At 73.5% G+C, this 23,968-nt stretch carries 22 protein-coding genes; 11 read left to right on the top strand and 11 right to left on the bottom strand.

Annotation, left to right across the window (positions count from 1 at the left end; genetic code table 11):
* Nucleotides 1-3: 3 nt before the first annotated feature.
* Entirely contained in the window at nt 4-798 is a 795-nt protein-coding gene (locus L1857_RS18230) for an alpha/beta hydrolase (RefSeq protein ID WP_346009476.1), read from the bottom strand.
* Between the two features lie 172 nt (nt 799-970).
* Here L1857_RS18230 and L1857_RS18235 point away from each other — a divergent pair, with 172 nt between their 5' ends.
* The 3 genes from L1857_RS18235 (at nt 971) to L1857_RS18245 (ending at nt 5,252) form a co-directional block, all read left to right on the top strand.
* Complete coding sequence (locus L1857_RS18235; RefSeq protein WP_249465708.1) at nt 971-2,500, top strand: Re/Si-specific NAD(P)(+) transhydrogenase subunit alpha; 1,530 nt, start codon at nt 971-973, stop codon at nt 2,498-2,500.
* Between the two features lie 22 nt (nt 2,501-2,522).
* On the top strand, nt 2,523-3,983 hold the full coding sequence (pntB, locus tag L1857_RS18240; RefSeq protein WP_249465710.1) for a Re/Si-specific NAD(P)(+) transhydrogenase subunit beta: 1,461 nt from the start codon (nt 2,523-2,525) through the stop codon (nt 3,981-3,983).
* Nucleotides 3,984-4,220: 237 nt separating this feature from the next.
* On the top strand, nt 4,221-5,252 hold the full coding sequence (locus L1857_RS18245; RefSeq protein ID WP_233157250.1) for a hypothetical protein: 1,032 nt from the start codon (nt 4,221-4,223) through the stop codon (nt 5,250-5,252).
* A gap of 48 nt (nt 5,253-5,300) precedes the next feature.
* Here the strand turns inward: L1857_RS18245 and L1857_RS18250 are convergent, their stop codons facing one another.
* Together L1857_RS18250 and L1857_RS18255 are read right to left on the bottom strand one after the other, a co-directional pair.
* A complete protein-coding gene (locus L1857_RS18250) occupies nt 5,301-5,699 on the bottom strand; it encodes an MmcQ/YjbR family DNA-binding protein (RefSeq protein WP_198958213.1) in 399 nt (132 codons plus the stop codon).
* Between the two features lie 26 nt (nt 5,700-5,725).
* Complete coding sequence (locus tag L1857_RS18255; protein WP_094005353.1) at nt 5,726-6,016, bottom strand: hypothetical protein; 291 nt, start codon at nt 6,014-6,016, stop codon at nt 5,726-5,728.
* A gap of 348 nt (nt 6,017-6,364) precedes the next feature.
* Here L1857_RS18255 and lnt point away from each other — a divergent pair, with 348 nt between their 5' ends.
* The 3 genes from lnt to L1857_RS18270 are packed head-to-tail and all read left to right on the top strand — an operon-like array spanning nt 6,365 to nt 8,992.
* Nucleotides 6,365-7,852: an apolipoprotein N-acyltransferase gene (gene lnt, locus L1857_RS18260; protein WP_094005354.1), complete on the top strand. Its 1,488-nt coding sequence runs from the start codon at nt 6,365-6,367 to the stop codon at nt 7,850-7,852.
* Between the two features lie 10 nt (nt 7,853-7,862).
* Nucleotides 7,863-8,489 (top strand): VOC family protein, encoded by a 627-nt coding sequence (locus tag L1857_RS18265; protein WP_094005355.1) that lies wholly within the window; start codon nt 7,863-7,865, stop codon nt 8,487-8,489.
* Nucleotides 8,490-8,539: 50 nt separating this feature from the next.
* On the top strand, nt 8,540-8,992 hold the full coding sequence (locus L1857_RS18270) for an iron chaperone (protein ID WP_094005356.1): 453 nt from the start codon (nt 8,540-8,542) through the stop codon (nt 8,990-8,992).
* Here the strand turns inward: L1857_RS18270 and L1857_RS18275 are convergent.
* Nucleotides 8,985-9,659, bottom strand: coding sequence for a haloacid dehalogenase type II (locus L1857_RS18275; protein WP_249465712.1), 675 nt, complete (start codon nt 9,657-9,659; stop codon nt 8,985-8,987). The genes L1857_RS18270 and L1857_RS18275 overlap by 8 nt on opposite strands.
* Nucleotides 9,660-9,729: 70 nt before the next feature.
* Between L1857_RS18275 and L1857_RS18280 the strand changes: the two genes are divergently transcribed.
* Entirely contained in the window at nt 9,730-10,269 is a 540-nt protein-coding gene (locus L1857_RS18280) for a CGNR zinc finger domain-containing protein (RefSeq protein ID WP_094005358.1), read from the top strand.
* Here L1857_RS18280 and L1857_RS18285 read toward each other — a convergent pair.
* The 5 genes from L1857_RS18285 to L1857_RS18305 form a co-directional block, all read right to left on the bottom strand.
* Nucleotides 10,239-11,036 carry an NAD(P)-binding domain-containing protein gene (locus L1857_RS18285; protein WP_233157256.1) on the bottom strand — a complete coding sequence of 266 codons (798 nt, stop codon included), beginning with the start codon at nt 11,034-11,036 and terminating at the stop codon, nt 10,239-10,241. The two genes, L1857_RS18280 and L1857_RS18285, sit on opposite strands and share 31 nt — an antisense overlap.
* Nucleotides 11,037-11,038: 2 nt before the next feature.
* Nucleotides 11,039-12,544, bottom strand: a complete 1,506-nt coding sequence (locus L1857_RS18290) for an amino acid permease (RefSeq protein WP_094005477.1) — start codon at nt 12,542-12,544, stop codon at nt 11,039-11,041.
* A gap of 4 nt (nt 12,545-12,548) precedes the next feature.
* Nucleotides 12,549-14,144: an MFS transporter gene (locus L1857_RS18295; RefSeq protein WP_094005359.1), complete on the bottom strand. Its 1,596-nt coding sequence runs from the start codon at nt 14,142-14,144 to the stop codon at nt 12,549-12,551.
* Between the two features lie 525 nt (nt 14,145-14,669).
* Nucleotides 14,670-16,451 carry a GMC family oxidoreductase N-terminal domain-containing protein gene (locus L1857_RS18300; RefSeq protein WP_094005360.1) on the bottom strand — a complete coding sequence of 594 codons (1,782 nt, stop codon included), beginning with the start codon at nt 16,449-16,451 and terminating at the stop codon, nt 14,670-14,672.
* Nucleotides 16,451-17,353, bottom strand: coding sequence for a hypothetical protein (locus L1857_RS18305; RefSeq protein ID WP_116110133.1), 903 nt, complete (start codon nt 17,351-17,353; stop codon nt 16,451-16,453). Before L1857_RS18305 ends, L1857_RS18300 begins: the two co-directional genes overlap by 1 nt.
* Nucleotides 17,354-17,519: 166 nt before the next feature.
* On the opposite strand from L1857_RS18305, the gene L1857_RS18310 reads away from it, so the two are divergent.
* Both L1857_RS18310 and L1857_RS18315 read left to right on the top strand, forming a co-directional pair.
* Nucleotides 17,520-18,707, top strand: coding sequence for a PucR family transcriptional regulator (locus L1857_RS18310; protein ID WP_249465713.1), 1,188 nt, complete (start codon nt 17,520-17,522; stop codon nt 18,705-18,707).
* A 15-nt stretch (nt 18,708-18,722) separates the two neighbouring features.
* Nucleotides 18,723-19,715, top strand: a complete 993-nt coding sequence (locus L1857_RS18315; RefSeq protein ID WP_094005363.1) for a crotonase/enoyl-CoA hydratase family protein — start codon at nt 18,723-18,725, stop codon at nt 19,713-19,715.
* 183 nt (nt 19,716-19,898) lie between these two features.
* On the opposite strand, the gene L1857_RS18320 is transcribed toward L1857_RS18315, so the two are convergent.
* Both L1857_RS18320 and L1857_RS18325 read right to left on the bottom strand, forming a co-directional pair.
* Nucleotides 19,899-20,816, bottom strand: coding sequence for a DUF3048 domain-containing protein (locus tag L1857_RS18320; RefSeq protein ID WP_094005364.1), 918 nt, complete (start codon nt 20,814-20,816; stop codon nt 19,899-19,901).
* Nucleotides 20,816-21,724 carry a DUF4175 domain-containing protein gene (locus L1857_RS18325; RefSeq protein ID WP_233157251.1) on the bottom strand — a complete coding sequence of 303 codons (909 nt, stop codon included), beginning with the start codon at nt 21,722-21,724 and terminating at the stop codon, nt 20,816-20,818. Before L1857_RS18325 ends, L1857_RS18320 begins: the two co-directional genes overlap by 1 nt.
* Nucleotides 21,725-21,963: 239 nt before the next feature.
* Here L1857_RS18325 and rho point away from each other — a divergent pair, with 239 nt between their 5' ends.
* The gene (gene rho, locus L1857_RS18330) at nt 21,964-23,013 is read left to right on the top strand and encodes a transcription termination factor Rho (protein WP_249465716.1); all 1,050 of its coding nucleotides are present in this window, start codon (nt 21,964-21,966) and stop codon (nt 23,011-23,013) included.
* A 63-nt stretch (nt 23,014-23,076) separates the two neighbouring features.
* Nucleotides 23,077-23,913 (top strand): GNAT family N-acetyltransferase, encoded by an 837-nt coding sequence (locus L1857_RS18335; RefSeq protein ID WP_094005367.1) that lies wholly within the window; start codon nt 23,077-23,079, stop codon nt 23,911-23,913.
* Nucleotides 23,914-23,968: the final 55 nt, after the last annotated feature.

Genomic DNA, 23,968 nt, shown 5'->3' on the forward strand with positions numbered 1-23,968 from the left:
CGATCAGCCGGCCGCCGCGGTGATCGCCGAGATCACCGCGGGACCGTCCAGCAGGACCGGGTCGTTGTGGTCGGCGCCGGGCACCTCGACCGCCCGCCCGCGCGCCGCCGCGGCCACCGCCCGGCTCTGCTCCGGCGGCACGATCGTGTCCGCGCCGCCGTAGACCACCGTGACCGGCGCGGGCACCCGCGCGACCCGCTCGGCGACCGGGAAGGTGTCCAGCAGCAGCAAACGCACCGGCAGGAACGGGTAGTGCCGGCGGGCGACCGCGGCGAGGTCGGTGAACGGCGACCGCAGCACCAGCGCGGCCGGCGGGAAGTCGACGGCGAGCCCGGCCACCACCGCGGCCCCCAGGCTCTCGCCGAAGTACACCAGCGGCACCCGCGCCCGCGCGGCCAGGAACTCCCGCGCCGCCCGCACGTCCAGCGCCAGCCCGGCCTCGGTGGGCGAGCCCGGGTTGCCGCCGTACCCGCGGTAGTCCAGCAGCAGGGTCGCGAGCCCAGCCGCGTGCAGGGCCCGCGCGAGCGGCGTGCGCAGCGACCGGTTCCCGGCGTTGCCCGGCGCCACCAGCACCGCCGCGCGGGCGCCCTCGACCGGGAAGTACCAGGCGGTGAGGGTCAGCCCGTCGGCGGTGCGCAGCGGGACGTCCCGGCCGCCGGGCAGGACCTGCGCCGCGGACGGCACCGGCCCGCCCGAGGGCAGGTAGATGAGCTTGCGCTGGAACGCGAAGGCGCTGCCGAACACCACCGCCACGATGATGACGACCACCGTGGCGCCGATCAACATCCGCCTGCGCACCACCCCATCATCCGCATGTGTCCGCGGTCATCGGCAGAATCGGGCCATCGTGTTAAAAAGGCGCATGTGATCGCGCGCTCCCCGACCGGGGTCGGCCACGGGGGAGCGCGGCAGGAGTACGTCGACGTACGACACCCGGCGTTCGTCGTCCGAGCGTGGACGAGGTGATTCGATGCTGGTCGGAGTGCTGAAGGAGGCCACCCCCGGCGAGACGAGGGTGGCCGCGACCCCCGCGACGGTGGCCCAGCTGCTCAAGCTCGGGTACGAGGTCGTGGTGGACCCGGGCGCCGGGGAGCTGGCGAGCTTCTCCGACGAGGCGTACGCCGAGGCGGGAGCGTCGATCGGGAACGCCGTGCAGGCGGAGATCGTCCTGGGGGTGAACGCGCCGGCCAAGGAGCAGCTGGACGCGCTGAAGCCGGGCGCGACGCTGATCAGCCTGCTGGCCCCGGCCCTGAACCAGGAGCTGGTCGACGACCTGGCGAACCGGCCGATCACCGCGATGGCGATGGACGCGGTGCCGCGGATCTCGCGGGCGCAGTCGCTGGACGTGCTGTCCTCGATGGCGAACATCGCCGGGTACCGGGCCGTGGTGGAGGCGGCGCACACGTTCGGCCGGTTCTTCACCGGCCAGGTCACCGCGGCGGGCAAGGTGCCGCCGGCGAAGGTGCTCGTGGTCGGGGCGGGCGTGGCGGGTCTGGCCGCGATCGGCGCCGCCGGGTCGCTGGGCGCGGTGGTGCGGGCGACCGACCCGCGGCCGGAAGTCGCCGACCAGGTGAAGTCCCTGGGCGGGGAGTACCTGTCGATCGAGGCGCCGGACGTCGAGGTGTCGGCGACCGGCTACGCCAAGGAGATGAGCGACGACTACAAGGCCCGCGAGCGGCAGCTCTACGAGGAGCAGTGCCGCGACGTGGACATCATCATCACCACCGCGCTGATCCCCGGCAGGCCCGCGCCGCGGATCATCACCGCGGACATGGTGGCGTCGATGCGGCCGGGCAGCGTGATCGTGGACATGGCCGCCGCCAACGGCGGCAACGTCGAAGGCACGGTCGCCGGCAAGGCCGTCACCACGGACAACGGCGTGACGATCCTCGGCTACACCGACCTGCCCGGCCGGTTGCCGGCGCAGTCCTCGCAGCTGTACGGCACGAACCTGGTCAACCTGATGAAGCTGGTGACCCCCGGCAAGGACGGCACCCCGGTCTTCGACCTCGACGACATCGTCGTCCGCTCGATGACCGTGGTGCGCGACGGCGAGCTGTTGTGGCCGCCGCCCCCGGCGCCGGTGTCGGCGGCCCCGGCGCAGGCGGCGCCGAAGGCCGCGGCCCAGGAGCCGGAGCCGGCGAAGAAGAAGCTGTCCCCGGCCGGCCGGATCGGGGTGACCGCGGTGGCGGGCGCGCTGATGTTCCTGCTGGTCGCGGCGTCGCCGCCGGCGCTGCAGGGGCACCTGACGGTGTTCGCGATGGCGGTGGTGATCGGGTTCTACGTGATCGGGCACGTGCACCACGCCCTGCACACGCCGCTGATGTCGGTGACCAACGCGATCTCCGGGATCATCGTGGTCGGCGCGCTGCTGCAGGTCGGGCACGGCGGCGGGGTGGTCACCTGGCTGGCGTTCGCGGCGATCCTGCTCGCCTCGATCAACATCTTCGGTGGGTTCGCCGTCACCCGGCGCATGCTCTCGATGTTCTCCCGCAGCTGAGCCGGATCAGGAGACCACAGTCATGACTCTCGACACGATCGCGCAGGCGGCCTACCTGGTCGCCGCGTTGTTGTTCATCCTGGCGCTGGCGGGGCTGTCCAAGCACGAGACCGCCAAGACCGGCAACGGGTTCGGCATCGCCGGCATGGTCGTCGCGCTGGCCGCGACCATCGCGCTGGCCGTGCACCGCGACATCTCCACCCTGGGCGTGGTGCTGCTGGTGGTCGCGATGGTGCTGGGCGCCGCCGTCGGCCTGCAGCGGGCCCGCGTGGTGCAGATGACCGGCATGCCCGAGCTGATCGCGCTGCTGCACTCCTTCGTCGGCCTGGCCGCGGTGCTGGTCGGGTGGAACGGCTACCTGGAGGTGGAAGCGCATCCCGAGGGCGCCGAGGCGCGGACGCTGGCCGCGCTCGGGCTGGGCGGGATCCACTCCGCCGAGGTGTTCATCGGCGTGTTCATCGGCGCGGTGACGTTCACCGGGTCGATCGTGGCGTTCCTGAAGCTGTCCGCGCGGATCGACTCCAAGCCGCTGGTGCTGCCCGGCAAGAACGTCCTCAACCTCGGCGCACTGGCGGTGTTCGTGGCGCTGACGGTGTGGTTCGTGATCGACCCGCAGCTGTGGCTGCTGATCGTGGTCACCGTGGTGGCGCTCGCGCTGGGCTGGCACCTGGTGGCCTCGATCGGCGGCGGGGACATGCCGGTGGTGGTGTCGATGCTCAACAGCTACTCCGGCTGGGCGGCCGCCGCGTCCGGGTTCCTGCTGGAGAACAACCTCCTCATCGTCACCGGCGCGCTCGTCGGCTCCTCCGGTGCCTACCTGTCCTACATCATGTGCAAGGCGATGAACCGGTCGTTCATCTCGGTGATCGCCGGTGGGTTCGGGATCGAAGCGGGCCCGTCGGACGACACGGACTACGGGGAGCACAAGGAGATCACCGCCGACGGCGCGGCCGAGCTCCTGGCCGACGCGAGCAGCGTGATCATCACCCCCGGCTACGGCATGGCCGTCGCGCAGGCGCAGCACGGGGTGGCCGAGCTGACCCGCCGGCTGCGGGAACGCGGGGTCGAGGTCCGGTTCGGCATCCACCCGGTCGCCGGGCGGCTGCCCGGCCACATGAACGTGCTGCTCGCCGAGGCCAAGGTGCCCTACGACATCGTCCTGGAGATGGACGAGATCAACGACGACTTCGCCGACACCGACGTCGTCCTCGTCATCGGCGCCAACGACACCGTCAACCCGGCGGCGGCCGAGGACCCCGGCTCGCCCATCGCGGGCATGCCGGTGCTGCGCGTGTGGGAGGCCAAGAACGTCGTGGTGTTCAAGCGGTCCATGTCCTCGGGCTACGCGGGCGTGCAGAACCCGCTGTTCTTCCGGGAGAACTCGGCGATGCTCTTCGGCGACGCGAAGGAACGGGTGGAGGACCTGCTCCGCGCCCTGCCCGCGCCGAGCACGGCCGGTGCCGGAGCACGCGCCGGGAGCTGAGCCGGCGGGAAAGCGTTTCCCCGGCGGACCGCGCGGCGGCCGGTCCGCCGGGGAAACTCCAGGTAACAGATCAAGGCCGATCACCCGGTTGATCTACCCACCTGCTATGTTCGCGCTCCCCACCGTCGAGAACTCCACAAGGACAACGACATGGAAACCGAGAGCGACCAGCACGCTGCTTCAACCGACGTGATAAGCAGCGCGGCCCACGCCGCCCGCCTGGTCATGTTGGACACCATGGACGAAAAGATCCGGTACGCGTGCGAGACCCTGGGCGAGCCCTCGACCTCCGACGTGCTGGCGTTCCTGGTGACCTACGGCGTGGTCACCAACCCCAAGCGCGAGCGGGCGGCCGTCGCGGAGCGGGTCGACAAGTGGCGGAAGGAGCGCGGGCTCGGCGACACCGGGGACCTGCCACGGCTGTCGGTGAAGATGCTGGCCGAGCTGGACGGCCGCCGGGACGCCGACGCCGACGAGGCCGAGCCGGCCGGCGACGAGACCGACACGCCCACCGGCGACACCACGGACACCGCCGAGGCCGAGAAGCCGGCCAAGCGCAAGTCGCCGGAGGGGTCGCGCGGGTTCTACCTGGTGGCGTTCATGTCGCTGCTGGTCTCGGTGGACACCTCGTGGCGGTTCTTCGGGGAGAAGCTCGGGATCACCAACGTCTACGAGCGCGCCGCGATGTTCGCCGTGGTCGAGGTCGCGCTGATCGCGTGCGGGTTCGCGATGCGCGCCGAGATCCGCAGCCCCAAGGGCAAGCCCGGCCCGGCCCGGCTCATCCTGTGGGCGCTGTGCGCCGCGTCCGGCTACATGGCCTTCGACCTGGCCGGCCCGGTGTCCGGCCTGGCGCGGGTCACGCTCGGCCCGGTGCTCGGCGTGGTCATGCTGCACCTGGCGCTGGGCATCGAGCTGCGGCACACCCGCAACCGCGTCACCACGTGGTCGCGGGTCAGCCGTGAGCTGAAAGAGCGCTTCCTGTCCCGCCTCGGCCTGGGTGACGACGAGCGGGACGCCCTGGCCCGCACCCGGGACCGCGCGGCTCGTCGTGCCGCGCACCTGGCTCGCGCGTCCTGGTTCACGCCGTTCCGCAAGACGCGGCTGGACCGCGCGCTGCGGGCGGCCAACGCCGCGCACGACGACCGGATGCGCGCCCGGCTGATGGCGGAGCTGGCCGCCGTCCAGCACGCCGACGAACTGCGCAGGCTGGACCTGGCCTCGCCGTGGTCGGACTCGCTGTCCAACAGCCTGAAGTTCCTCAAGCGCTGAGGTCCGGTTGCCGGGAACGGCCGCGCGCCCCCGGGCGCGCGGCCGTTTTCAGTCCGGAGTGGACGGCAGGCCGTGTGCCTCGAGCCAGGCCCTGGCCCGGCGCGGGGACGCGCGGGCCAGCCACGCGTCCTGCACGATCTCGGCCAGCTCGTCGTAGCCGAGCCGGTCGAGGTGCGCCTCCCGCAGCAGCACGGACGGGTGGCCGCGGAAGTGGGGCGTGGTGAAGAACGGCGAGCCCTCGTCGGCGACGAGGGCTTCCTTGTCCGCCTCGGAGGCGACCCAGAAGACGATCACGTCCGGGTAGCGCTCACCGGTGTCCGGGTCGGCCGCGTCCGGGCGCGGGTTGCGGAAGAACACGAACGACTTGCCGCCGACCTGGTAGACGGGCCTGCCGCGGGTGCCGTCGAGGCGCTGCACGTGCGGCATGCCCATCGCCAGGTCGTGCACGTCCTGGACGCGGGCCCGCCGGCCGGTCAGCCGACCGCCTCGTCGGTGGGCCCGAGGCCGGTCTCGTCGACCGAGGACGTGCCGCCGCCGCCGGTGAGGCGCTGCCGCAGCAGGGCCTTGCCCTGCTCGGCTCCCTTGCGGCTCTCGCCCTGGGCGCGGCGGAAGAACTCGGCCAGCTCGGTGTCGCCGTCCCGCTCGGCGTCGGCGACGTACTGTTCCAGCCGCAGCGCGTTGCTGAGACAGGCCTCGACGAACCAGATGATGTTGTAGTCCTTGTCCTGCGTGCCGGTGACGTGCCCGGTCTCGCTCGTCGACATCGGTCCTCCTTCCGGTTGACGACGACGGGTACCCGCGGCCGCGCACGGTCAAGCGCACCCCGGGCGAGTTCCTGCGCCGGCGCGGCACGACAGCAGGGGTGCCGCCGCTGCCTGAGCGAGGAGGTGCGAGCCGGCCGGGCTTCGGCTGGCTTTCGCCCAGGGCGGCGTGGCGGTAGCCACTCGCCGCGCCTTCTCCGGCCACCCCCAGCGTGTGGGCGCCGCCGCCCGCCGTGCGGCCGCGGCTGGCCGTCGTCTCCGTGCTTGCGCCGCCGCTCTCGGTCCGAGCACCGCCTGGCCGGCTCCAGCCTGCGGCTTAACCGGGCCGCCTCCGGTCGTTAGCGTGGCGTCATGTGGGTGCGCCGTTGGCTGCCGCGTGGGCTCGCGCTGGCGAGTGGCTGCCTGCTGGTCCTCGCCTACCCCGCGCCGGCCCTGGGGTGGCTCGCCTGGGCCGGGCTCGTTCCGGTGCTGCTCCTGTGCGCCCGCGCGGGCTCGGTGCGCGAGGCCGCCTGGCGGGGCTCCCTCGCCGGGGCCGGGTTCTTCCTCACGCTCTTCCAGTGGGTGCTGCCGCACGTCGGGCTCCTCGCCCCGGTGCTCGGCCTCGTCGGCGGCCTGCTCTGGGTTCCCGTCGGCGTCGTGGCCCAACGGCTGCTGCGGGAACCCACCGCGGGCCGCACGCTTCTGGCCGTCGTCGTCCTGCCGTCCGTCTGGGTGGGCGTCGAGGCGGTGCGCTCCTGGGAACACCTCGGCGGCGCCTGGGGACTCCTCGGGCTCACCCAGTGGCAGGCACGACCGGTGCTGGCGCTCGCGTCCCTCGGCGGCGTCTGGTTGCTCAGCTTCGTCCTCGTCGCCGTCAACGCCGGCCTCGCCGCCGCCCTCCTCCCCGGCCGCGCCCGGCCGCTCGGCGGCGCGCTCGCCCTCGGCATCGTCGCACTCGTCCTCGGGTACGGCCTGCTCCGGCCCGACCCCGTCCCCTTCGGCAGCGTCCGCGTCGCCGGCGTGCAGCCCGGCCTCGTGCACGGCGTCGAGGAACGCTTCACCACCCACCTGAACCTGACCCGCCAAGCCGCCGGCCGCGGCCAGGCCGTCGTGGTGTGGGGCCAGAGCAGCACCCCCTTCGACCCCGCCCGCCGCCCGGGCGCGGTGGCCCGGCTGCGGGAGACCGCCGCCGCGGTGGGCAGTGACGTGCTGGTCAACGTCGACGCCCGCGCCGCCGACGGGCGCATTCGCAAGACCACCCAGCAGTACGGTCCGGACGGCTTGACCGCGACGTACGAGAAACGCCGCCTGGTCCCGTTCGGCGAGTACGTGCCGCTGCGCCCCCTGCTCGGCGGCCTGTTGCGCGACACCGGCATCGCTGAGGAGGACCGCGCCCCGGGCGCGGCGCCGGTGATCCTGCGCCTCGGCACGGCCGACGCGGGACCGCTGATCTCCTACGAGTCGATGTTCCCCGACCTGCGCCGCGAACTCGTCCGCCTCGGCGCCGACGTGACGATCGTGCAGGGCTCGCTCACGTCGTTCCACGGCACCTGGGCCCAGCCGCAACAGGCGAGCGCCGAAGCGGTCCGGGCCGTCGAAACGGGCCGGTCCGCCGTCCTGGTCGAGCTGAACGGCACCTCGGCCGCCTTCGACGCGCAGGGCAGGCGGCTGGCCTGGATGCCGCCGGACGAGCGCGGGATCTTCGTGGTCGACGTCCCGCTGTACGAGGGGACCACCCCGTACGTCCGGTGGGGCGACTGGGTCCCGGCCGCCGCGTTCGCGATCACCGCCGTCGCCGCCGGCTGGGCGCTGGTGAACCGGTCAGGAATCAAGAAGCGCAGGTCAGGGCACGGGGAATAGCGTTGCTGTCATGACCTCGATCGACACCATCACCCTCGAAGTGGCCGACATCGCCGCCGCCGAACGCTTCTACGCCGACGCCTTCCCGCTCGGCTCCCGGCTCCGCCTGCGGGCCGCGCGGGAGGAGACCACCGGCTTCCGCGGGTTCACCCTCTCGCTCATCGTGTCCCAGCCCGCCGACGTGGCGGAGCTGTTCCAGTCCGCCGTGGACGCCGGGGCCACCGTGCTCAAACCCGTCGCGAAGAACATGTGGGGCTGCGGCGGTGTGGTCCAGGCGCCGGACGGCACGATCTGGAAGGTCGCCACCCCGGCGAAGAAGAACACCGGCCCCGCCACCCGGAACGTGGAGAACATCGTGCTCCTGCTGGGCGTGTCCGACGTGGCCGCGAGCCGGAAGTTCTACACCGACCACGGCTTCACCGTGGCGAAGAGCTTCGCCCGCATGTACGTCGAGTTCGCCGCCGGGGACGGCCCGGTCAAACTGGGCCTGTACCGGCGCCGGGCGCTGGCCAAGGACGCCGGCGTGCCCCCGGAGGGCAGCGGATCACACCGCATCGCCATCAGCGGCGACGGCGGCCCGTTCACCGACCCGGACGGGTTCGCCTGGGAAGCCACCGCGGCCGCGGCGCTGTCCTGATGTGCCTCCACCAGCCACCCGCACACCTACGCACCCCAGGAGGAACCACCATGAGCCGCACCAAGACCAGTGACTACGACGGATTCAGCGCCGAGGAGCGCGCCGTGATGAAAGAGCGCGCGCAGGAGCTGAAGAAGGAAGCGCGCCGCAAGTCGGCCGCGGACAAGGCCGCCGAGGCCGAGCGGGACGTGCTGGCGAAGATCGCCGACATGCCCGAGGCCGACCGGGTCCTGGCCGAGCGCGTGCACGCCCTGGTCAAGGCCAACGCGCCGATGCTCGCGCCGAAACTCTGGTACGGCATGCCCGCCTACGCCCGCGACGGCAGGATCGTGTGCTTCTTCCAGAGCGCGGAGAAATTCAAGGCGCGCTACGCCACCCTCGGGTTCGACACCGAGGCGAACCTGGACGACGGGCCGATGTGGGCGACCTCGTTCGCCCTGACCGAGATCACGCCCGAGGTCGAGGAGCGCATCGCCGCCCTGGTGCGGCAGGCGGTCAGCTGAGGGCGGCGATCAGGCCGTCCAGCCCGTCCACCCGCAGGTCGAACGCGTCCGGGTCCGACGGCGGATCCCCGGCGGGCCGGTGCACGTAGGCGGTCCGCATGCCCGTCGCCTGGGCGCCGCGCAGGTCCCAGGCGTGGGCGGCGACCATCAGCACGCGGTCCGGCGCGCAGCCGGCGGTGCCGATCGCGTGCTGGTAGATCTCCGGCGCCGGCTTGTAGGCGCGGACGTCCTCACTGGACAGCGCCTGGTGCCAGCGCAGCCCGGCGTGCGCGTGGAGCCGCAGCAGGGCGGCGTGGCTCGCGTTGGACAGGGCGAGCACGGGAAACCGCCGCGACAGCCGCTCCAGCCCGGCGACGGAATCGGGCCACGCGGGCAGCCGCTGCCCCGCGGTGGCCAGCCGCGCGACGACCGCCGGATCGGTGACCCCGGCGCGTTCGGCGACCAGCCGCGCGGCCTCGGTGTCGAGGACCTCGGAGGGGGCGTAGGCGCGGTCCCCGCGCCCGATGCGGGCCTGCTCGCGCTCGACGTGCTCCTGCCACAGCCGGAGGTGTTCGTCGCCGGCCCCAGGTATCGCCTCGCGGATCGCGGCGCGCAGCCCGCTGGGTTCGTCGACGAGCGTGCCGAGCACGTCGAAGACGACGACCTCGATGTCGTGGATGCCGGACACGCCGCCCCCTGTCACCGGTTGAACTGGTGACGATCTTGCCGCCGCCGGCGTCACCGGTCAAGCTGGTGACGTGGAGTTCGCCTTCGTGAGCGGTGACCCGGCCCTCGACCTGGCCGGCACGGTGCTGGCCCGCCGGGACGCCCCGGTGGACCTGCTGCCCGCGCCCGCGGACCTGGCGCGGTGGGTGGCCGCCTGCCCCGGCCTGCCGGACCGGGTGCGGGTGGACCGCGCCGGCTTCGAGCTGGCGCGCTCGCTCCGGGAGGCGTGCTACCGGCTGGCGCTCGACCGGGTGCACGGCCGGCCGTTCGACGCGGCGAGCCTGGCGATCGTCAACCGCGCCGCCGCCGCGCCGCCGCCGGTGGTCGAACTCGGCGACGCGGGCCTGCGCGTGTCGGGGAACCTCCGCGCGGTGCTGGCGCAGATCGCGCGCGGCGGGATCACGGTGCTCGCCGATCCCGCCGCCCGTGTCAAGGAATGCGGCCGCGCCGGGTGCACGCGCCTCTACCTCGACCGGTCCCGCGGCGCGCGGCGCACCTGGTGCGGGATGGCGGAGTGCGGCAACCGGGTCAAGGCCGCGGCCTACCGCGCACGCCGGAAAACCCCGGCCTGACGGGTCATTCCCGCACCCGGGCCAGGATCCCGGTCGAGAGCCCGGCGCACCGCGTCCGGCACGCCGTCGCGGCGCAGGTCGTCCCGGAACTGCTCGTTGAGCCCGCCCGGGGTGGTGTGGCGGGTGCTCATCACGGTCAGCGAGTCCGGCCGCTCCAGCAGTGAGGAGCCCAGCTCGCCGAAGACGTGCGTGACGAAGGCGCTCGCCGCGCCGGGGTCCACGCCGCGGGCGGCCATCCAGTCCACGATGGTGCCGAGGTAGTCCAGGTGCGCGGAGAACGCCGCGGTCGCGCCGTGGAACGTGTCCAGCGCTGCCTCGTCGCCGGGCACCAGCACGCCGCCCACGCGGGTGAACAGCTCGCGCGCCACGGCGTTGTCCGGGTACATCACCGTCAGGCTCCGGCGGCGCGTGGCCTGGGGGAGCGGAATGGACCGGACCACCGCGCCGGCCGGAGCCGACCACGCGCGCAGCCGCTCCGGCGGCACCCCGGCGGTCGCGCTGATCAGCACGTGCTCCGGCCGGAACGACAGCTCCGCCAGCACGTCGCGCGCCACCGGGGCGGGGACCGCGAGCACGATCGCCGGGGCGTGGTCGAGCACGTCCTGGTTGTCCGCGCACACCCGCACGTTCGGAAACCGCTCGGCGAGCCGGGCGGAGACCGCGCGCCCGCGCGGTGACAGGAACACCTCCGGCGGATCGGCGGCCGTGCTCAGCCCTGCCACGATCGCGGCGGTGATCTCGCCCGTGCCCACGAACCCGTATCGCATGCTCACACCGCTCGCAGGTCTCGTTCGACGGCTTCCAGCTCGGCCGCCGTGCCCTGCACCTTCGGCCCGGTGAACCACTTCCGCGCCGAGGCGAACCACCACACCGCCGCGCCGCCCAGCACGACGAGGAACGCGATCGGCGTGTAGTTGAAGGTGCTCACCGTCACCGGGTACGACTGCGGCAGCAGGAACAACACGAAGATCACCACCACCCACGCCGTCGCGACGGCACCGACCGGCCGTCCCCACCGCCCGAGGTGCCACGGGCCCCGCTCGAACTCGGCGCCCTTGCGCACCCGCAGGAACACCGGGATGACGTAGGCGACGTACAGCCCGACGGTCGCGATCGAGGTCACCGCGGCGTACGCGGTGGCGCTCCACAGGTACGGCAGCGCGAGGATCAGCGCGCCGGTCGCGGACAGCCACACCGAGTTCGTGGGGGTGCGGGTGCGCTTGTTGATGCGGTGCCACACGCGGGAGCCGGGGATCGCGCCGTCGCGGGCGAACGCGTAGATCATCCGCGAGTTCGCCGTCACCGACGCCATCCCGCAGAACAGCTGCGCGCCGATGGCGATCAGCAGCAGGAACTTCCCGGTGGTCGCGCCGGCCGCGTCGAGGAAGATCTGCGCCGGCGGCACCCCGGTCGCCGTGTTCACCGCGCCGTCGTAGTCCTGGATCGCGAACGTCAGGCCCAGCAACAGGATCCAGCCCGCGACGAGCGACACCAGGATCGAGTTCACGATCCCGCGCGGGCCCGCCGTGGCCGCGTTCTTCGTCTCCTCGGTCATGTGCGCGGAGGCGTCGTAGCCGGTGAGCGTGTACTGCGCGACCAGCAGCCCGAGCGCGAACACGTACGGTGCGAAACCCCAGCCGGTGTTGTTCACGAAGTGGCCGAACACGAACGACGCGGACTGGTGCCGGTCGGGAACGAACACCAGCACCCCGACGATCACCAGCACACCGGTCAGGTGCCACCACACGCTGACGTTGTTGAGCACGGCCACCAGCCGCACGCCGAACGTGTTCAGCAACCCGTGCACCACCAGGATGATCGCCAGCAGCAGGATCGTGTGCCCGGGCGTGGCGGCGAACCCGAACTGCAGGTCCAGGAACGCGTTGAGGAACAGCGCGGCGCCGAAGTCGATACCCGCGGTGACCGCGACCTGGCCGATGAGGTTGAACCACCCGGTGAACCAGGACCAGGCCGCGGCCGAGCGGCGCGGCGCGAGCTTCGCCGCCCAGTAGTAGAGCCCGCCCGCGGTCGGGTAGCTCGAGCACACCTCCGCCATGCCGAGGCCGACGAGCACCACGAACACCCCGACCAGCGGCCATCCCCAGATCATCGCGGCCGGGCCGCCGGTGTCCAGGCCGAACCCGTAGAGCGTCAGGCAACCGGACAGGATCGAGATGATGGTGAAGGAGACGGCGAAGTTGGAGAACCCGGACATCGTGCGCCGGAGTTCCTGGGCGTAGCCGAGCTGGTGCAGCCGGGTGCTGTCGGGGTCCACGGGCTCACCTCGGTGTTCGGTCGACCGGGTGCCCGAACGGTAGTGGCCGGCCGCGACGAGCGTCAAGGTCCGTTCGGGTGTCCACATCGGACTCGGCCCGGCCGGTCGGCGGAACGTGGCGCAGCAGACGGAGGATCAGCACGGCCACGACGGCGAGGGCGGCCGCGCTGATCACCGCGACCAGGTGCAGGCCGTCGACGAAGGCCGCGCGGGCCGGGGTGAGCAGCGCCCGGGCCAGGTCTGCGGGCAGGTGCTGAGCGACGGCCACCGCGTCGGCGAGGCTGTCCCGCGCGGCGGCGGGGACGTTCTCCGGCGGCGTGAAGCGGCTGGTGTAGACCGCGGCGCCGATGCTGCCGAGCGCGGCGAGCCCGAACGCGAACCCGAACTGGCCGCTGGTCTCGTTGAGCGCAGCCGCGGAGCCGGCCTTCTCCGCGGGCGCGGAGCCCAGGACCAGGCCGGTGCTCAGCGTCACCAGCGGGCCGGCGCCGAGGAAGATCAGCGCGAACCCGGTCGCCAGGGTCGCCGGGCCCGAGGTGGTGCCGGTGCGGGTGAGCACGATCAGCCCGCACACCGAGATCGCCAGCCCGGCGGCGATCAGGTGCGCGGGCCGGAACCGGCGGGCGAGGACCGGCGATACGACGAACGAGACGGTGTTGGCGGCGATCGCCGGCATCATCCACAGCGCCGCGCCCAGCGGCGAGAGGCCCTCGACCAGTTGCAAGTCCTGGGTGATGAACAGCATCAGCGCGCCGATCAGCAGCGTGCCGGACATCATCGCGCCCAGCGCCGTGCCGAACGAGCGGTTCGCGAACAGGCGCAGGTCCAGCAGCGGGTGCTCCAGGCGGCGCTGGCGGCGCGCGAACACGGCGGCGAAGACGATCCCGGTGGCGAGGCTCGCGAGCGGCAGCGGGCGCCAGCCGTCGTGGGCCAGTTCCTTGAGCCCGTGGATCGCGGGGATCACCGCGGCCAGGGACAGCGCGACGCTGACCAGGTCGGGTGTGCCGGCGTGCGGGTCGCGGTGCTCGGGCAGCAGGACCGGGCCGGCCACCAGCAGCAGCACCATCGCGGGCACGCCGAGCAGGAACACCGAGCCCCACCAGAAGTGCGCGAGCAGGGCGCCGCCGGCCACCGGGCCGATCACCGCCCCGGCCGAGAAGCACAGGCCCCACAGCCCGATCGCCAGCCCCATCTGCCGCGGGTCGCGGAACAGGGTGCGGATCAGGGACATCGTGGAGGGCGCGAGGACCGCGCCGGCCACGCCGAGGGCGGCGCGCGCGGCGATCAGCATGGCCGGGCTGGTGGCGAACGCGGCGGCGACGGAGGCCGCCCCGAACGCCGCCGCGCCGAGGAGCAGTAGTTTTCGCCGGCCGATGCGGTCGCCGAGGGTGCCCATGGTGATGAGGAACCCGGCCATGGCGAAGCCGTAGACGTCGGTGATCCACAGCTGCTCGACGCTGCTCGCGCCGAGGTCGGCCGCCAGGCGCGGCAGGGCGAGCAGCAGGACGTGGACGTCGAGGGAGACGAGCAGGGTGGGCAGGGCGAGCACGGCGAGCGCGAGCCACTCCCGCCGCCCGGCCCGCGCCGGGATCGTGTGGGTCATGCGAGGTCCTTCCCTTCCGTGGATGTCACGGGCAGGTCGGAGCGGCCGCGCGTTTCTCGACACCGGGCGCCGGCGGGTTTCCGGCATCCGGCGGCCGCCGGGCCGGCCCTGGCTTGCGGGCAGGTGGGTGCGCGCGATGGAGGCGCACGGGTGGCGCCGGGTGGCCGCCGGGTTTCCGGCATCCGGCGGCCGCCGGGCCGGCCCTGGCTTGCGGGCAGGTGGGTGCGCGCGATGGAGGCGCACGGGTGGCGCGGGGTGGCCGCCGGGTTTCCGGCATCGGCGGCTGGCGGGAGAGGCGGAGGTGGCGTACAGCTGGGTGGTGTGTGGTGACGGGCCCGAGGCGGCCGCCCGATTCGACATCTGGGGGTGGCCGGTCGGGCGCGTGGGCCCGCGGTGTCGCGGGCGTGGCGCGAGGTGGCCGCCGCTTCTCGGCACCCGGCGGCCGCCGGGCTGGCCTTGGCTCGTGGGCGGCTGGGTGGCGCGGGGTGGTCGCCGGACTCGGCATCCGGCGGCCACCCCGACACCTCAGCTCGCCGGGAGCTCCGCGAACCGGCGGGTGATGCGCGGGTCCGTGGACTCCACCGGCGCCTCCGTGCGCACCCAGCCCTCGCCGCCGAAGTAGCGTCGCACGATGTGCTCCGCCGTGCGGGTCGCCACCGCTTGGCTGGTCAGCGTCGGGTTCGGGCCGCCGAGTGCGTTGGCCAGCGCGGAGTTGTCGGCCACGAACAGGCGCCGCACCCAGCGCGCCTCCGCCGCGTCGTCCAGCACCGAGTCGCGTTCGGACAGTCCCATCCGCATCGACGAGTGGACGTGCAGGATCAGCGGCGGCCAGTCGATCCGGAACACCTTCCGGGCCCCGGCCGCGCGCACCACCTCGACCGCCTTGCGGGCCAGGAACTCCCGGTTCGCCACCGTGCGCGCCGAACGTGCCCGGTGCCGCATCTCGACCTTCGCCACCGGCCCGTGCTCGTCCGCGGGCAGCGCCGACAGCGTCGCCCGGTTGTGCGGCTCGACGTCGTCGTCGGTCATCACCAGGATGTTGAACAGCCGGTCCGCGCCGTGGGTGAGCACCTCCTTCAGCTCCTCGCCCAGCAGCCGCCCGGCCGGGCCGTCCCACGGGCCGGTGAAGCCGCGCCCGTTGCCGTACCGCCCGCGGATCCCGCTGTCGGAAAAGGTCAGCGCGAACTGCTGGATCGCCGGCGGCAGCCCGACGTTCATGATCCCGCCACGGCCCGGGAAGTCCGCCCGCGCCGCCGACGCCGCACCCTTGGTGGACCCGGTGTAGTCGTCGAACAGCCCGATCACCCAGTCGAAGTAGTGGTCGGTGTAGCCGCGGCCGACCCAGTCGTTGGGGTTGGGCAGCCCGCTGTTGAACCACAGCCGCGGGTTCTCGGTGCAGCCCGCGGACAGCACCACCACCCGGGCGTCCTCGGAGTGCTCCTCGCCGGTGGTCACCGAGCGCCACGACACGCCGGTCGCCACCGTCTCGCCGCCACGCCGCTCGGACCGGATCCGGGTGACGAACGCGTCGGTGACCAGCGAGACCGGCTTGCCGTGCGGCGACCACGCGTCGGCGGTCAGCGCCATCGGCATGTAGGAGTTGTCCGCCGACCGCTTGGCCGCCAGGGTGCGCGGCGCGCCCGCCGGGTGCTTGCACCCCTGGAAGCAGTACCCGCAGAACGTGCAGCCGGTGGCCAGCGGCCACCGCACGCGCGGGTCGTCGTGCCCGCTGAACCGGCCCGCGGTGCCGCCGGGCGGCAGGATCGCGTTCTCCTGCGGCCGGTAGGAGTCACCGGTCGTGGTCTTCGTGGTCTGCAACGCCATGCCGAGCTTCTCGCAGCCGCGGAAGAACACCGACTCCTTGGTGCCCATCGCCGCGGTGTGCACCGGCAGCGTCGCCTCGACCCATTCGTAGTAGGGCACCAGATCGGCGTAGGTGAACGGGAACAGGTGCGCGGTGTCGTAGGCGGCCGCGTCAGCGCCGTCGTAGCCGGCGAACACGCCCGGGTAGGCGCGCGGCGAGTTGCCGAAGTAGTGCTGGGTGGTGCCGCCGACCCCGGCCAGCTGCCACAGCAGCGAGTTCTGCGGGGTCTCCCGGAACCAGGCCGGCCGCGAGCGGTCCGACGGCCCGAACCGCAGGAACCCGGTGAGCGGGTTGTTCGCGTCGTTCTCGTAGTGCGTCCAGCCGGTCTCCGGGTCGGCGTACCCGCCCGCTTCCAGGACCAGCACGTCCAGGCCCCGGGCGGCCAGTTCCTTCGCGACCACCGAACCGCCGGCCCCGGCGCCGATGACGATGACGTCCCGCATCAGACGTTCTCCACCTTCGTGCGGCCCTGGTAGTACCCGAGGAAGTCGTCCCAGCCGTGCACCACGCCGTGCGGCTGGTACCCGGACAGCTGCCAGCCGACGGGCCGGGCGCTGAGGGACTTCGTGGCCGGGTCGAACACCGCCCACTCGCAGGCGCTGCCGTAGGCCGCGAACTCCAGCACGGCACCGGCCACGAACCGCAGCATCCCGGACACCGAGCCCTGGACCGGCTCGGGCAGGTTCGCGTCCAGCAGCGACACCAGGCCCGCGTGCGGCCCCTCCAGTCGTTCGAACACGCGGCACTTGTCCGCATAGGACAGCCGGGCGAACGGGGAGAGGAACGCGCCGCTCAGCGCGAGCGGGTTCACCTCGGTCGCCACCAGGTTCAGCAGCATCGCGATCGCCGACGACAGCGGCAGCGTGTCGTCGTTCTCCAGCAGCGTGCGCAGCGCGGCGTCCAGGGTCCGCACCGTGCCGATCGGCAGGTCCAGCAGCGCGGACGGCAGCGGGGTGCCGGCCAGCCCGGTCGCCAGGCTCTGCGTGAGCGGGGTGGCGAGCTGCTCCGGGAACGGGACGTACTCGTCGAGGGCCTTGATCAGGAAGTCGGTGGCCCGGGCCTCCAGCGCGCCCGGCTCGGTGCGCGGGGTGCCCTGGGCGCGGGAGTAGGCGTCCGGGCCGGGGCAGGCCATCACGACCAGGCCGTTGAGGGTGTCGCGCGCCAGCTCGGCGAGCACCGGGCGGAGGGCGGCGACCACGTCGGTCAGCCCGGCGGCGCGGACCGGTCGCGGGGCGGCCGCGGCGGTGAGCCCGGGCAGCAGGCCGCCGGCGGCGACCGCGGCGCCCAGCACCCCGATCTTCGCCAGGAAGGCCCGGCGGCCGACGTCGTTGTCAGCGTGTGGCATCGATGTTCTCCTGTGGTGGGCGGCGAGTGCCCGGCGGCGGTGCCGGGCTTGCACCGGATGGAGCAATCCTCGGTGAACCGTTCACCGGCGCCCATGTCCCCGGCGACAACTCACCCGCGCGGGGTTTTGTGCCGGAGGACAAACCGGTCGCCGTTAAGCTTCCGGCGTGTCAACGGACATCTCGGGCATCGACGCCCTGGTCGACGCGCTGCTCGGCGAGCTGGACGACCTCGCCGACGCCGTCACCCGGCGCATCCGCCACGAGGTCGTGCTCTACCAGGCCGGCGACCCGGTGCCCACCTCCTCGCTGCGGCAGTCCGTGCGGGACAACGCCGAGCTGATCCTGCGGCAGTTCGTCAGCGACCACGCCCCCGACCTGTCCGCGCCGTGGGCAACCGGGCGCGAGCGCGCCCAGCAGGGGGCGCCGCTGCCGGAGGTGGTGCGGGCCTACCGCGTCGGGTTCGCGCACCTGTGGGACGCGCTGGTCGCCAAGGCGCGCGCATCGTCCTCGGTGGACGACCGGGTGCTCGTCGATTTCGCCGCGACGGTGTGGCGGCTGGTCGGCACCTACACCGACGCGATGGCCGACGCCTACCGGGACACCGCCTCGCAGATCATGCTGGAGCGCGAGCACGAGCGGTCGATGCTGGTCGAGGCGTTGTTCACCGGTGTCCTCGCCCAGGACACGCTGTGGGAGGCCGCACAGACGCTGGGACTGCCGGTGGAGGGTTGTTTCGTCGTCGTGGCCGCGGAGATCCCCGAGCTGGGCAAGCGGTCCCTGGTGGGCATCGAGTCACGGCTGCGGTCGGACGGGATCCGCTCGGCGTGGCGGCTGTCGCCCGAGGAGCACATCGGCGTGCTGGCGCTGCCGTACCCGTCGCTGGGGGAACGGCTGCCGGACCTGCTGCGCGGCCGCGCCACGGCGCGGATCGGGCTCAGCCCCGCCTACCCCCACCTGCGGGAAACCCCGCGGGCGCTGCGGCTGGCGCGGCTGGCGCTGGGCACCCTGCCGCCCGGCCGGGCCGGCGTCGCGCCGTGGGACGACGCGCCGGTCGCGGTGCTGATCGCCGCCGCGCCCGGGGAGGCCGAGCGGGTGGCGAGCGCGGTGTTCGGCCCGCTGCTGGACCTGCCGCCCGCCGACCGGAAGGTGCTGGTCGACACGCTGGACGCGTGGTTCGCCTGCGCCGGGTCGGCCGCCGAGGCCGGCAAGCGGCTGTACTGCCACCCCAACACCGTGCGCTACCGGTTGCGGCGGGTCGAGGAACTCACCGGCCGTGGGCTGGGCGACCCCCGGGCCGTGGCGGAACTGGCGACGGCGCTGCAGGTCGTGCGGCTGCTGCCGGCGCGCGAGTGACGCTACGGTCGGGCGATGACCGATGACGCCGGCTCGCGCCCCGCGCCGTGGCGGGACGCCTGGACCGAGAGCAGCCTGTTCCGGGACCGCGCACCCCGCGGGGACACTGGGGACTACCGGACCCTGACCTACGAGGTGACCGGGCGGATCGCCCGGATCACGTTCGACCGGCCCGAGCGGGGCAACGCGATCACCGCCGACACGCCGTTCGAACTGGCCGCCGCGGTGGAACGCGCCGACCTCGACCCGCGCGTGCACGTCATCCTCGTCTCCGGGCGGGGCAAGGGGTTCTGCGGCGGCTACGACCTGTCGATCTTCGCCGAGCACGGCGACGCGCCGCCGGAGACGGACCCGGACCGGGCCGGGACCGTGCTCGACCCGGTGGTGCAGGCACGCAACCACGACCCGTCGCGGCCGTGGGACCCGATGGCCGACTACGCGATGATGAGCCGGTTCAACCGCGGCTACGCCAGCCTGCTGCACGCGACCAAGCCGACGGTGGCGAAGCTGCACGGGTTCTGCGTCGCGGGCGGCACGGACATCGCGCTGCACTGCGACCTGATCGTGGCCGCCGACGACACGAAGATCGGCTACCCGCCCACCCGCGTGTGGGGTGTGCCCGCGACCGGCCTGTGGGCCCACCGGCTCGGCGACCAGCGCGCGAAACGGCTGCTGTTCACCGGCGACTGCATCACCGGCAGGCAGGCCGCCGAGTGGGGGCTGGCGGTGGAGTCCGCGCCGGCCGGCCGGCTGGACGAGGTCACCGAGGCGCTGGTCGCCAAGATCGCCCTGCTGCCGGTCAACCAGCTGATGATGGTCAAGCTCGCCCTCAACAGCGCGCTGACCACGCAGGGTGTGGCCAACTCGGCGATGATCGGCACCGTCTTCGACGGCATCTCGCGCCACACCCGCGAGGGCTACGCGTTCCAGGACCGCGCGCGAACGGCGGGTTTCCGGCAGGCGGTGCGCGAGCGCGACGAGCCGTTCGGGGACGTCAAACGCACCTGACGGTCATCCCGCGGCGTCAGGTGGGGATCAGCAGCACCCACACCGGTCCGGTGGCGGCGGGCAGCGGCGCGCCGCCCGGGGTGGCGAAGGTGGTGATGGTCTGTGGCGCTGGGCGGGGCTGGATGGCGTCGGAGGCCGCGCTGTTCGGGGACGTCAGACGGCCCTGGCGGTCATCCCGTGGTGTCAGGTGGGGATCAGCACCACCCACACCGGTCCGGTGGCGGCGGGCAGCGGCGCGCCGCCCGGCGTGGCGAACGTCGTGACCGCCTGCGGGACCGGACGGGACCAGACGCCCTCGAAGGCGGCGCCGTCGCGCAGCACGGTGGCCGCGCCGGTGCCGACGGTCTGCGCGACCGGCGCGGTCCGGCCCTGGCTGTCCGCGACGGCGCCGGGGCGGGTGGTCACCTGCTGCAAGATCACCGTGCCCGCGCCGAGCTGCCCCGCCTCGGTGGAGGTCAGCGGGCTGCCGTCGAGCCACACGAGCCATCGCCCGCCGTCCCAGCGGAAGTCGAAGGACGCGGCCGGGTAGGACACCGCGCGGCTGGCTGTGGGGGTGCCGCCGGCCGGGGCGGGCCCGCGGGCGATCAGGGCGTCCGGGAGCGGGCCCTCGCCCGCGGGCAGCGCTTCGGGGCGCAGGAACAGGTTGTGCGGGACCGGTCGGGCGTCCTCCCGCACGTAGGCGGCGGGCGCGTCGGCGGGGGAGGCGTTGACGATCCGGTCCGCCAGCGGCGGGGTGTGCAGCGCGCGGTCGACCTCGGGAGCGGCTCCGGAGTAGGCGAACACCGGGCGGCCGAAGGCGGCCAGCAGGTCGTAGTCGGTCTCGCGGGCGCTGCGGACCGGGCCGATCACCGGCGGGCGGCGAGTGGTGAACACCGCGGCGAGGCGGCTCAGCCCGCCTTCGACGGGCTCGGCGACGACGAGGTCGGCCGAGCCGAGGCCGGTCGCGGGCCGCGCCGGGGCCACGTTGTCGATCTTGACGACGAGCACCGGCCCGGCCGGTGCCGCGGGGGCCATCGGACTGCTGGGCCCGGCCGTCGAGCAGCCCGCCAGGAGGCCGGCGCTCGCGAGCCCGGCCAGGCACCGGATGAGCCGTCGTCGCATCACCCCACCCGCTTCCCGTCGGAACCATTGTCCTCCCGGGACGCCCGGCGCGCCCAGCGCCGGTGGTCGCGGTCTTTCACGGCGAACCACGCGACGGCGAAGGCGTCGCCGTCGGGGAGGCCCACCGCGACCTCGCCGTCACGTGGTTCGCCCGCGATCCACAGGCGGCGCCGATCGAGGAGGCCGGCGAGGACGTCCGGTGGGCAGCCGGTGATCCCGAACCGGGCGCGGAGCCCGTCCGGGAACACCGCCCATCCGGACACCGAAGAGCCGTCGATCTCCTCCGGCAGCGTGGCCGCGGTGATCCCGGTCCACGCCCCGGCCGCGAGCAGCCGCACGGCTTTCGCGTTCCGCCGGCGCCGCACCGCGGTCACCCCGACGACGAGGAGGACCGGAGCGAGCACCACCCACGGCAGCGCGCCGCCCACGGTGACCAGCACCGCGACCTCCAGCGCCACCCCCGTGCCGACGGCGGCCCCGAGGACGGCCGTGCACAGCCGCAGCCGCCTATCCTGGCCCGACCGGGAGAGGGGGCCGGAAGCCGGGCGCAGCGCGAGCACCACCACCAAGCCCACCGCGAGGACGGCCACGAAACCCACGTAGAGCACATCCATCCCGTGCGGCGGGTGGTCGATCAGTCCGATGAGGACGGCCACCACGCCCAGTAACGCGAGCGGCAGCGCGACGATCAGCCGGGTGCGGCTCGCCCGCACCGGCGCGCGCAACGCCTCCTCGCCGGTGGCCCAGGACGGCAACCGCCGCACGAACGCCAGCACCAGCGTGCCGGCGAACCCCACCGAAAGCCCCACCGCGGACGTCGAATCCCAGCCACCGGCCAGGTGCACCGCGGCCACCATCGCGAACACCGCGAAGACCCACCAGCGCGGCCGCCACGCGCGCTCCTCCACCACTTCCTCCACTGGCCCGGTTCCGCCCGCAGCCTAACCAGCCGCCCGCGACGGCGGGAAACCATTTCGGACGCCGCTTGCGGACCGAGTGCCGGACGGGTTATGGTGCGAGGGATCTTCCCGGATGCCGGCTCAGCCGCCCGCGAGATCGTCTCTCTTCTCCACCTCACCCGGTGACACCGTTCCGGGTTTCTCCCTTCCGGCGATCCACGCCGCCTTCCCTTTTTTGGAGTACCACCATGTCCTGTCACGGCATTCTCGACATCTCCGGCAAAACCGCCACTCTCGGCTACGGCCGCGGTGGCCCCACTGTCCCCTTAGGACTCGTCCGGGCGCACGGTCTGCGGCGCGGCGACGAAATCGTCCTGGACGGCCAGGAACTGGTGTCGGTCAACGGCGCCGATCCCGGCGGCCGCCGTCCCGAGTTCGACCGGCTCACCCCGGTGCACCCGGACCGGCGGCTCGTGCTGGAGACCGCCCGCCACCAGCTCACCACCCGCGTGCTCGACCTGGCCGCGCCGATCGGCACGGGGCAGCGCGCGCTCGTCGTCGCGCCGCCGCGTACCGGCAAAACCGCCGTCCTGCAAGCGATCGCGCACGCCGTCGCCACCAACCACCCGGACGCGCACCTCATGGTGCTGCTCGCCGACGAGCGGCCGGAGGAGGTCACCGACCTGAGCCGCTCGGTCCGCGGTGAGGTCATCGCCTCCACGTTCGACCGCGCGCCTGCCGAGCACACCGCCGTCGCCGAACTCGCCCTCGAACGCGCGAAACGCCTGGTCGAGACCGGACGTGACGTCGTCCTGCTGCTCGACTCGCTGACCCGGCTGGGCCGCGCGTACAACCTCGCCGCCCGGGCGTCCAGCCGCACCCTGTCCGGCGGTGTCGACGCGGGCGCCCTGCACCCGATGAAGAAGATCCTCGGCGCCGCGCGCAACATCGAGGACGGGGGCTCGCTCACGATCATCGCCACGGCGCTCGTCGGCACCGGTTCCCTGGCCGACACCGTGTTCTTCGAGGAACTCAAGAGCACCGGCAACGCCGAGCTGCGCCTCGACCGCACCCTCGCCGACCACCGCGTGTACCCGGCCATCGACCTGTTCGCCTCCGGCACCCGCCGCGACGAGCTCCTGCTGTCGCCGGCGGAACTGACCGTGATGACGGAGGTCCGCCGCGCGCTGGCGGGCCAGGACCCGCGGCGCGCGACCGAACAGTTCCTGGAGCAGCTGCGCACGACGAGGTCCAACGCCGAGTTCGTCGCGCGGGTGTCCGCCACCGCCGCCGCGTGAGGTTTCCCGGCCCGCGCGATATTCGGGAGGAGCTCCCGCGGCCGGGCCGCTACAGTCCGGCCCGTGAACGCCCTCTTCTGCGACCTCCCGCTGGCCGGACGAATCGAACGAGCCGAAGCACGACGGATGGCCGAGGCCACCGGTGTCGCGCGGGGCAGGCCCGGCTCGGCCGCCTTCGTGCGGCCCGTCGCCGGGGGAGTGGCGACCTTCGCCGAAGCCGGGTCGCCGCTGAACAAGATCGCCGGCCTCGGATTCGGCGGCGTGCCGGCCCCGGACGTGCTCGACGAAACCGAACAGGCCTTCGCCGCGGTGGGCTCCCCGGTGCAGGCCGAACTCGCGCACGTGGCCGACCCCGCGATCGCCGCGACGCTGTCCGGGCGCGGGTACCGGCTGGAGTCCTTCGAGAACGTGCTGGGCCGCAGCCTGCGGGAGGAGCCGGACCGGGTGACACCGCCGGGGGTCGAGATCCGGCCGGTCGGTGCCGGGGAGTTCGGCACCTGGCTGGACACCGCCGTGGACGCCTTCACCCAGCCCGAGACCGACGGGCCGCCGCCCGACCAGGAGTTCCCCCGCGAGGTCCTCGCGCGCGCCCTGCGCGACCTCGCCGGGGACGGCGTGCGGCGCTACCTGGCGCTGTGCGACGGAGTCGTCGCCGGTGCGGGCAGCATGTGCGTCACCGACGGGCTCGCGCAGTTCACCGGCGCGGCGACCCTGCCCGGCCACCGGCGCCGCGGCGTCCAGACCGCGCTGCTGTCCGCCCGGCTCGCCGACGCCGTGACCGCAGGCTGCGACCTCGCCGTCATCACCACGCAACCCGCCTCGAAGTCGCAGCAGAACGCCCAGCGCCGCGGCTTCCAGCTGCTCTACACGCGGGCCGTGCTGGTGAAACCCGCGGATTGAGTGGCGCCCGCCCCGGACACGCCCTGACCCCTAACTTGATTTGTTCCAGACTAGT

The sequence above is a fragment of the Amycolatopsis thermalba genome (assembly GCF_023376025.1).
Classification (GTDB): domain Bacteria; phylum Actinomycetota; class Actinomycetes; order Mycobacteriales; family Pseudonocardiaceae; genus Amycolatopsis_E; species Amycolatopsis_E thermalba.

Excerpts from the sequence above, each read along its gene's own strand:
- L1857_RS18235 (WP_249465708.1), top strand. The coding sequence starts at position 971 with ATGCTGGTCGGAGTGCTGAAGGAGGCCACCCCCGGCGAGACGAGGGTG.
- pntB (WP_249465710.1), top strand. The coding sequence starts at position 2,523 with ATGACTCTCGACACGATCGCGCAGGCGGCCTACCTGGTCGCCGCGTTG.
- L1857_RS18245 (WP_233157250.1), top strand. The coding sequence starts at position 4,221 with ATGGACGAAAAGATCCGGTACGCGTGCGAGACCCTGGGCGAGCCCTCG.
- L1857_RS18255 (WP_094005353.1), bottom strand. The coding sequence starts at position 6,016 with ATGTCGACGAGCGAGACCGGGCACGTCACCGGCACGCAGGACAAGGAC.
- lnt (WP_094005354.1), top strand. The coding sequence starts at position 6,365 with ATGTGGGTGCGCCGTTGGCTGCCGCGTGGGCTCGCGCTGGCGAGTGGC.
- L1857_RS18265 (WP_094005355.1), top strand. The coding sequence starts at position 7,863 with ATGACCTCGATCGACACCATCACCCTCGAAGTGGCCGACATCGCCGCC.
- L1857_RS18270 (WP_094005356.1), top strand. The coding sequence starts at position 8,540 with ATGAGCCGCACCAAGACCAGTGACTACGACGGATTCAGCGCCGAGGAG.
- L1857_RS18285 (WP_233157256.1), bottom strand. The coding sequence starts at position 11,036 with ATGCGATACGGGTTCGTGGGCACGGGCGAGATCACCGCCGCGATCGTG.
- L1857_RS18295 (WP_094005359.1), bottom strand. The coding sequence starts at position 14,144 with ATGACCCACACGATCCCGGCGCGGGCCGGGCGGCGGGAGTGGCTCGCG.
- L1857_RS18300 (WP_094005360.1), bottom strand. The coding sequence starts at position 16,451 with ATGCGGGACGTCATCGTCATCGGCGCCGGGGCCGGCGGTTCGGTGGTC.
- L1857_RS18305 (WP_116110133.1), bottom strand. The coding sequence starts at position 17,353 with ATGCCACACGCTGACAACGACGTCGGCCGCCGGGCCTTCCTGGCGAAG.
- L1857_RS18315 (WP_094005363.1), top strand. The coding sequence starts at position 18,723 with ATGACCGATGACGCCGGCTCGCGCCCCGCGCCGTGGCGGGACGCCTGG.
- L1857_RS18320 (WP_094005364.1), bottom strand. The coding sequence starts at position 20,816 with ATGCGACGACGGCTCATCCGGTGCCTGGCCGGGCTCGCGAGCGCCGGC.
- rho (WP_249465716.1), top strand. The coding sequence starts at position 21,964 with ATGTCCTGTCACGGCATTCTCGACATCTCCGGCAAAACCGCCACTCTC.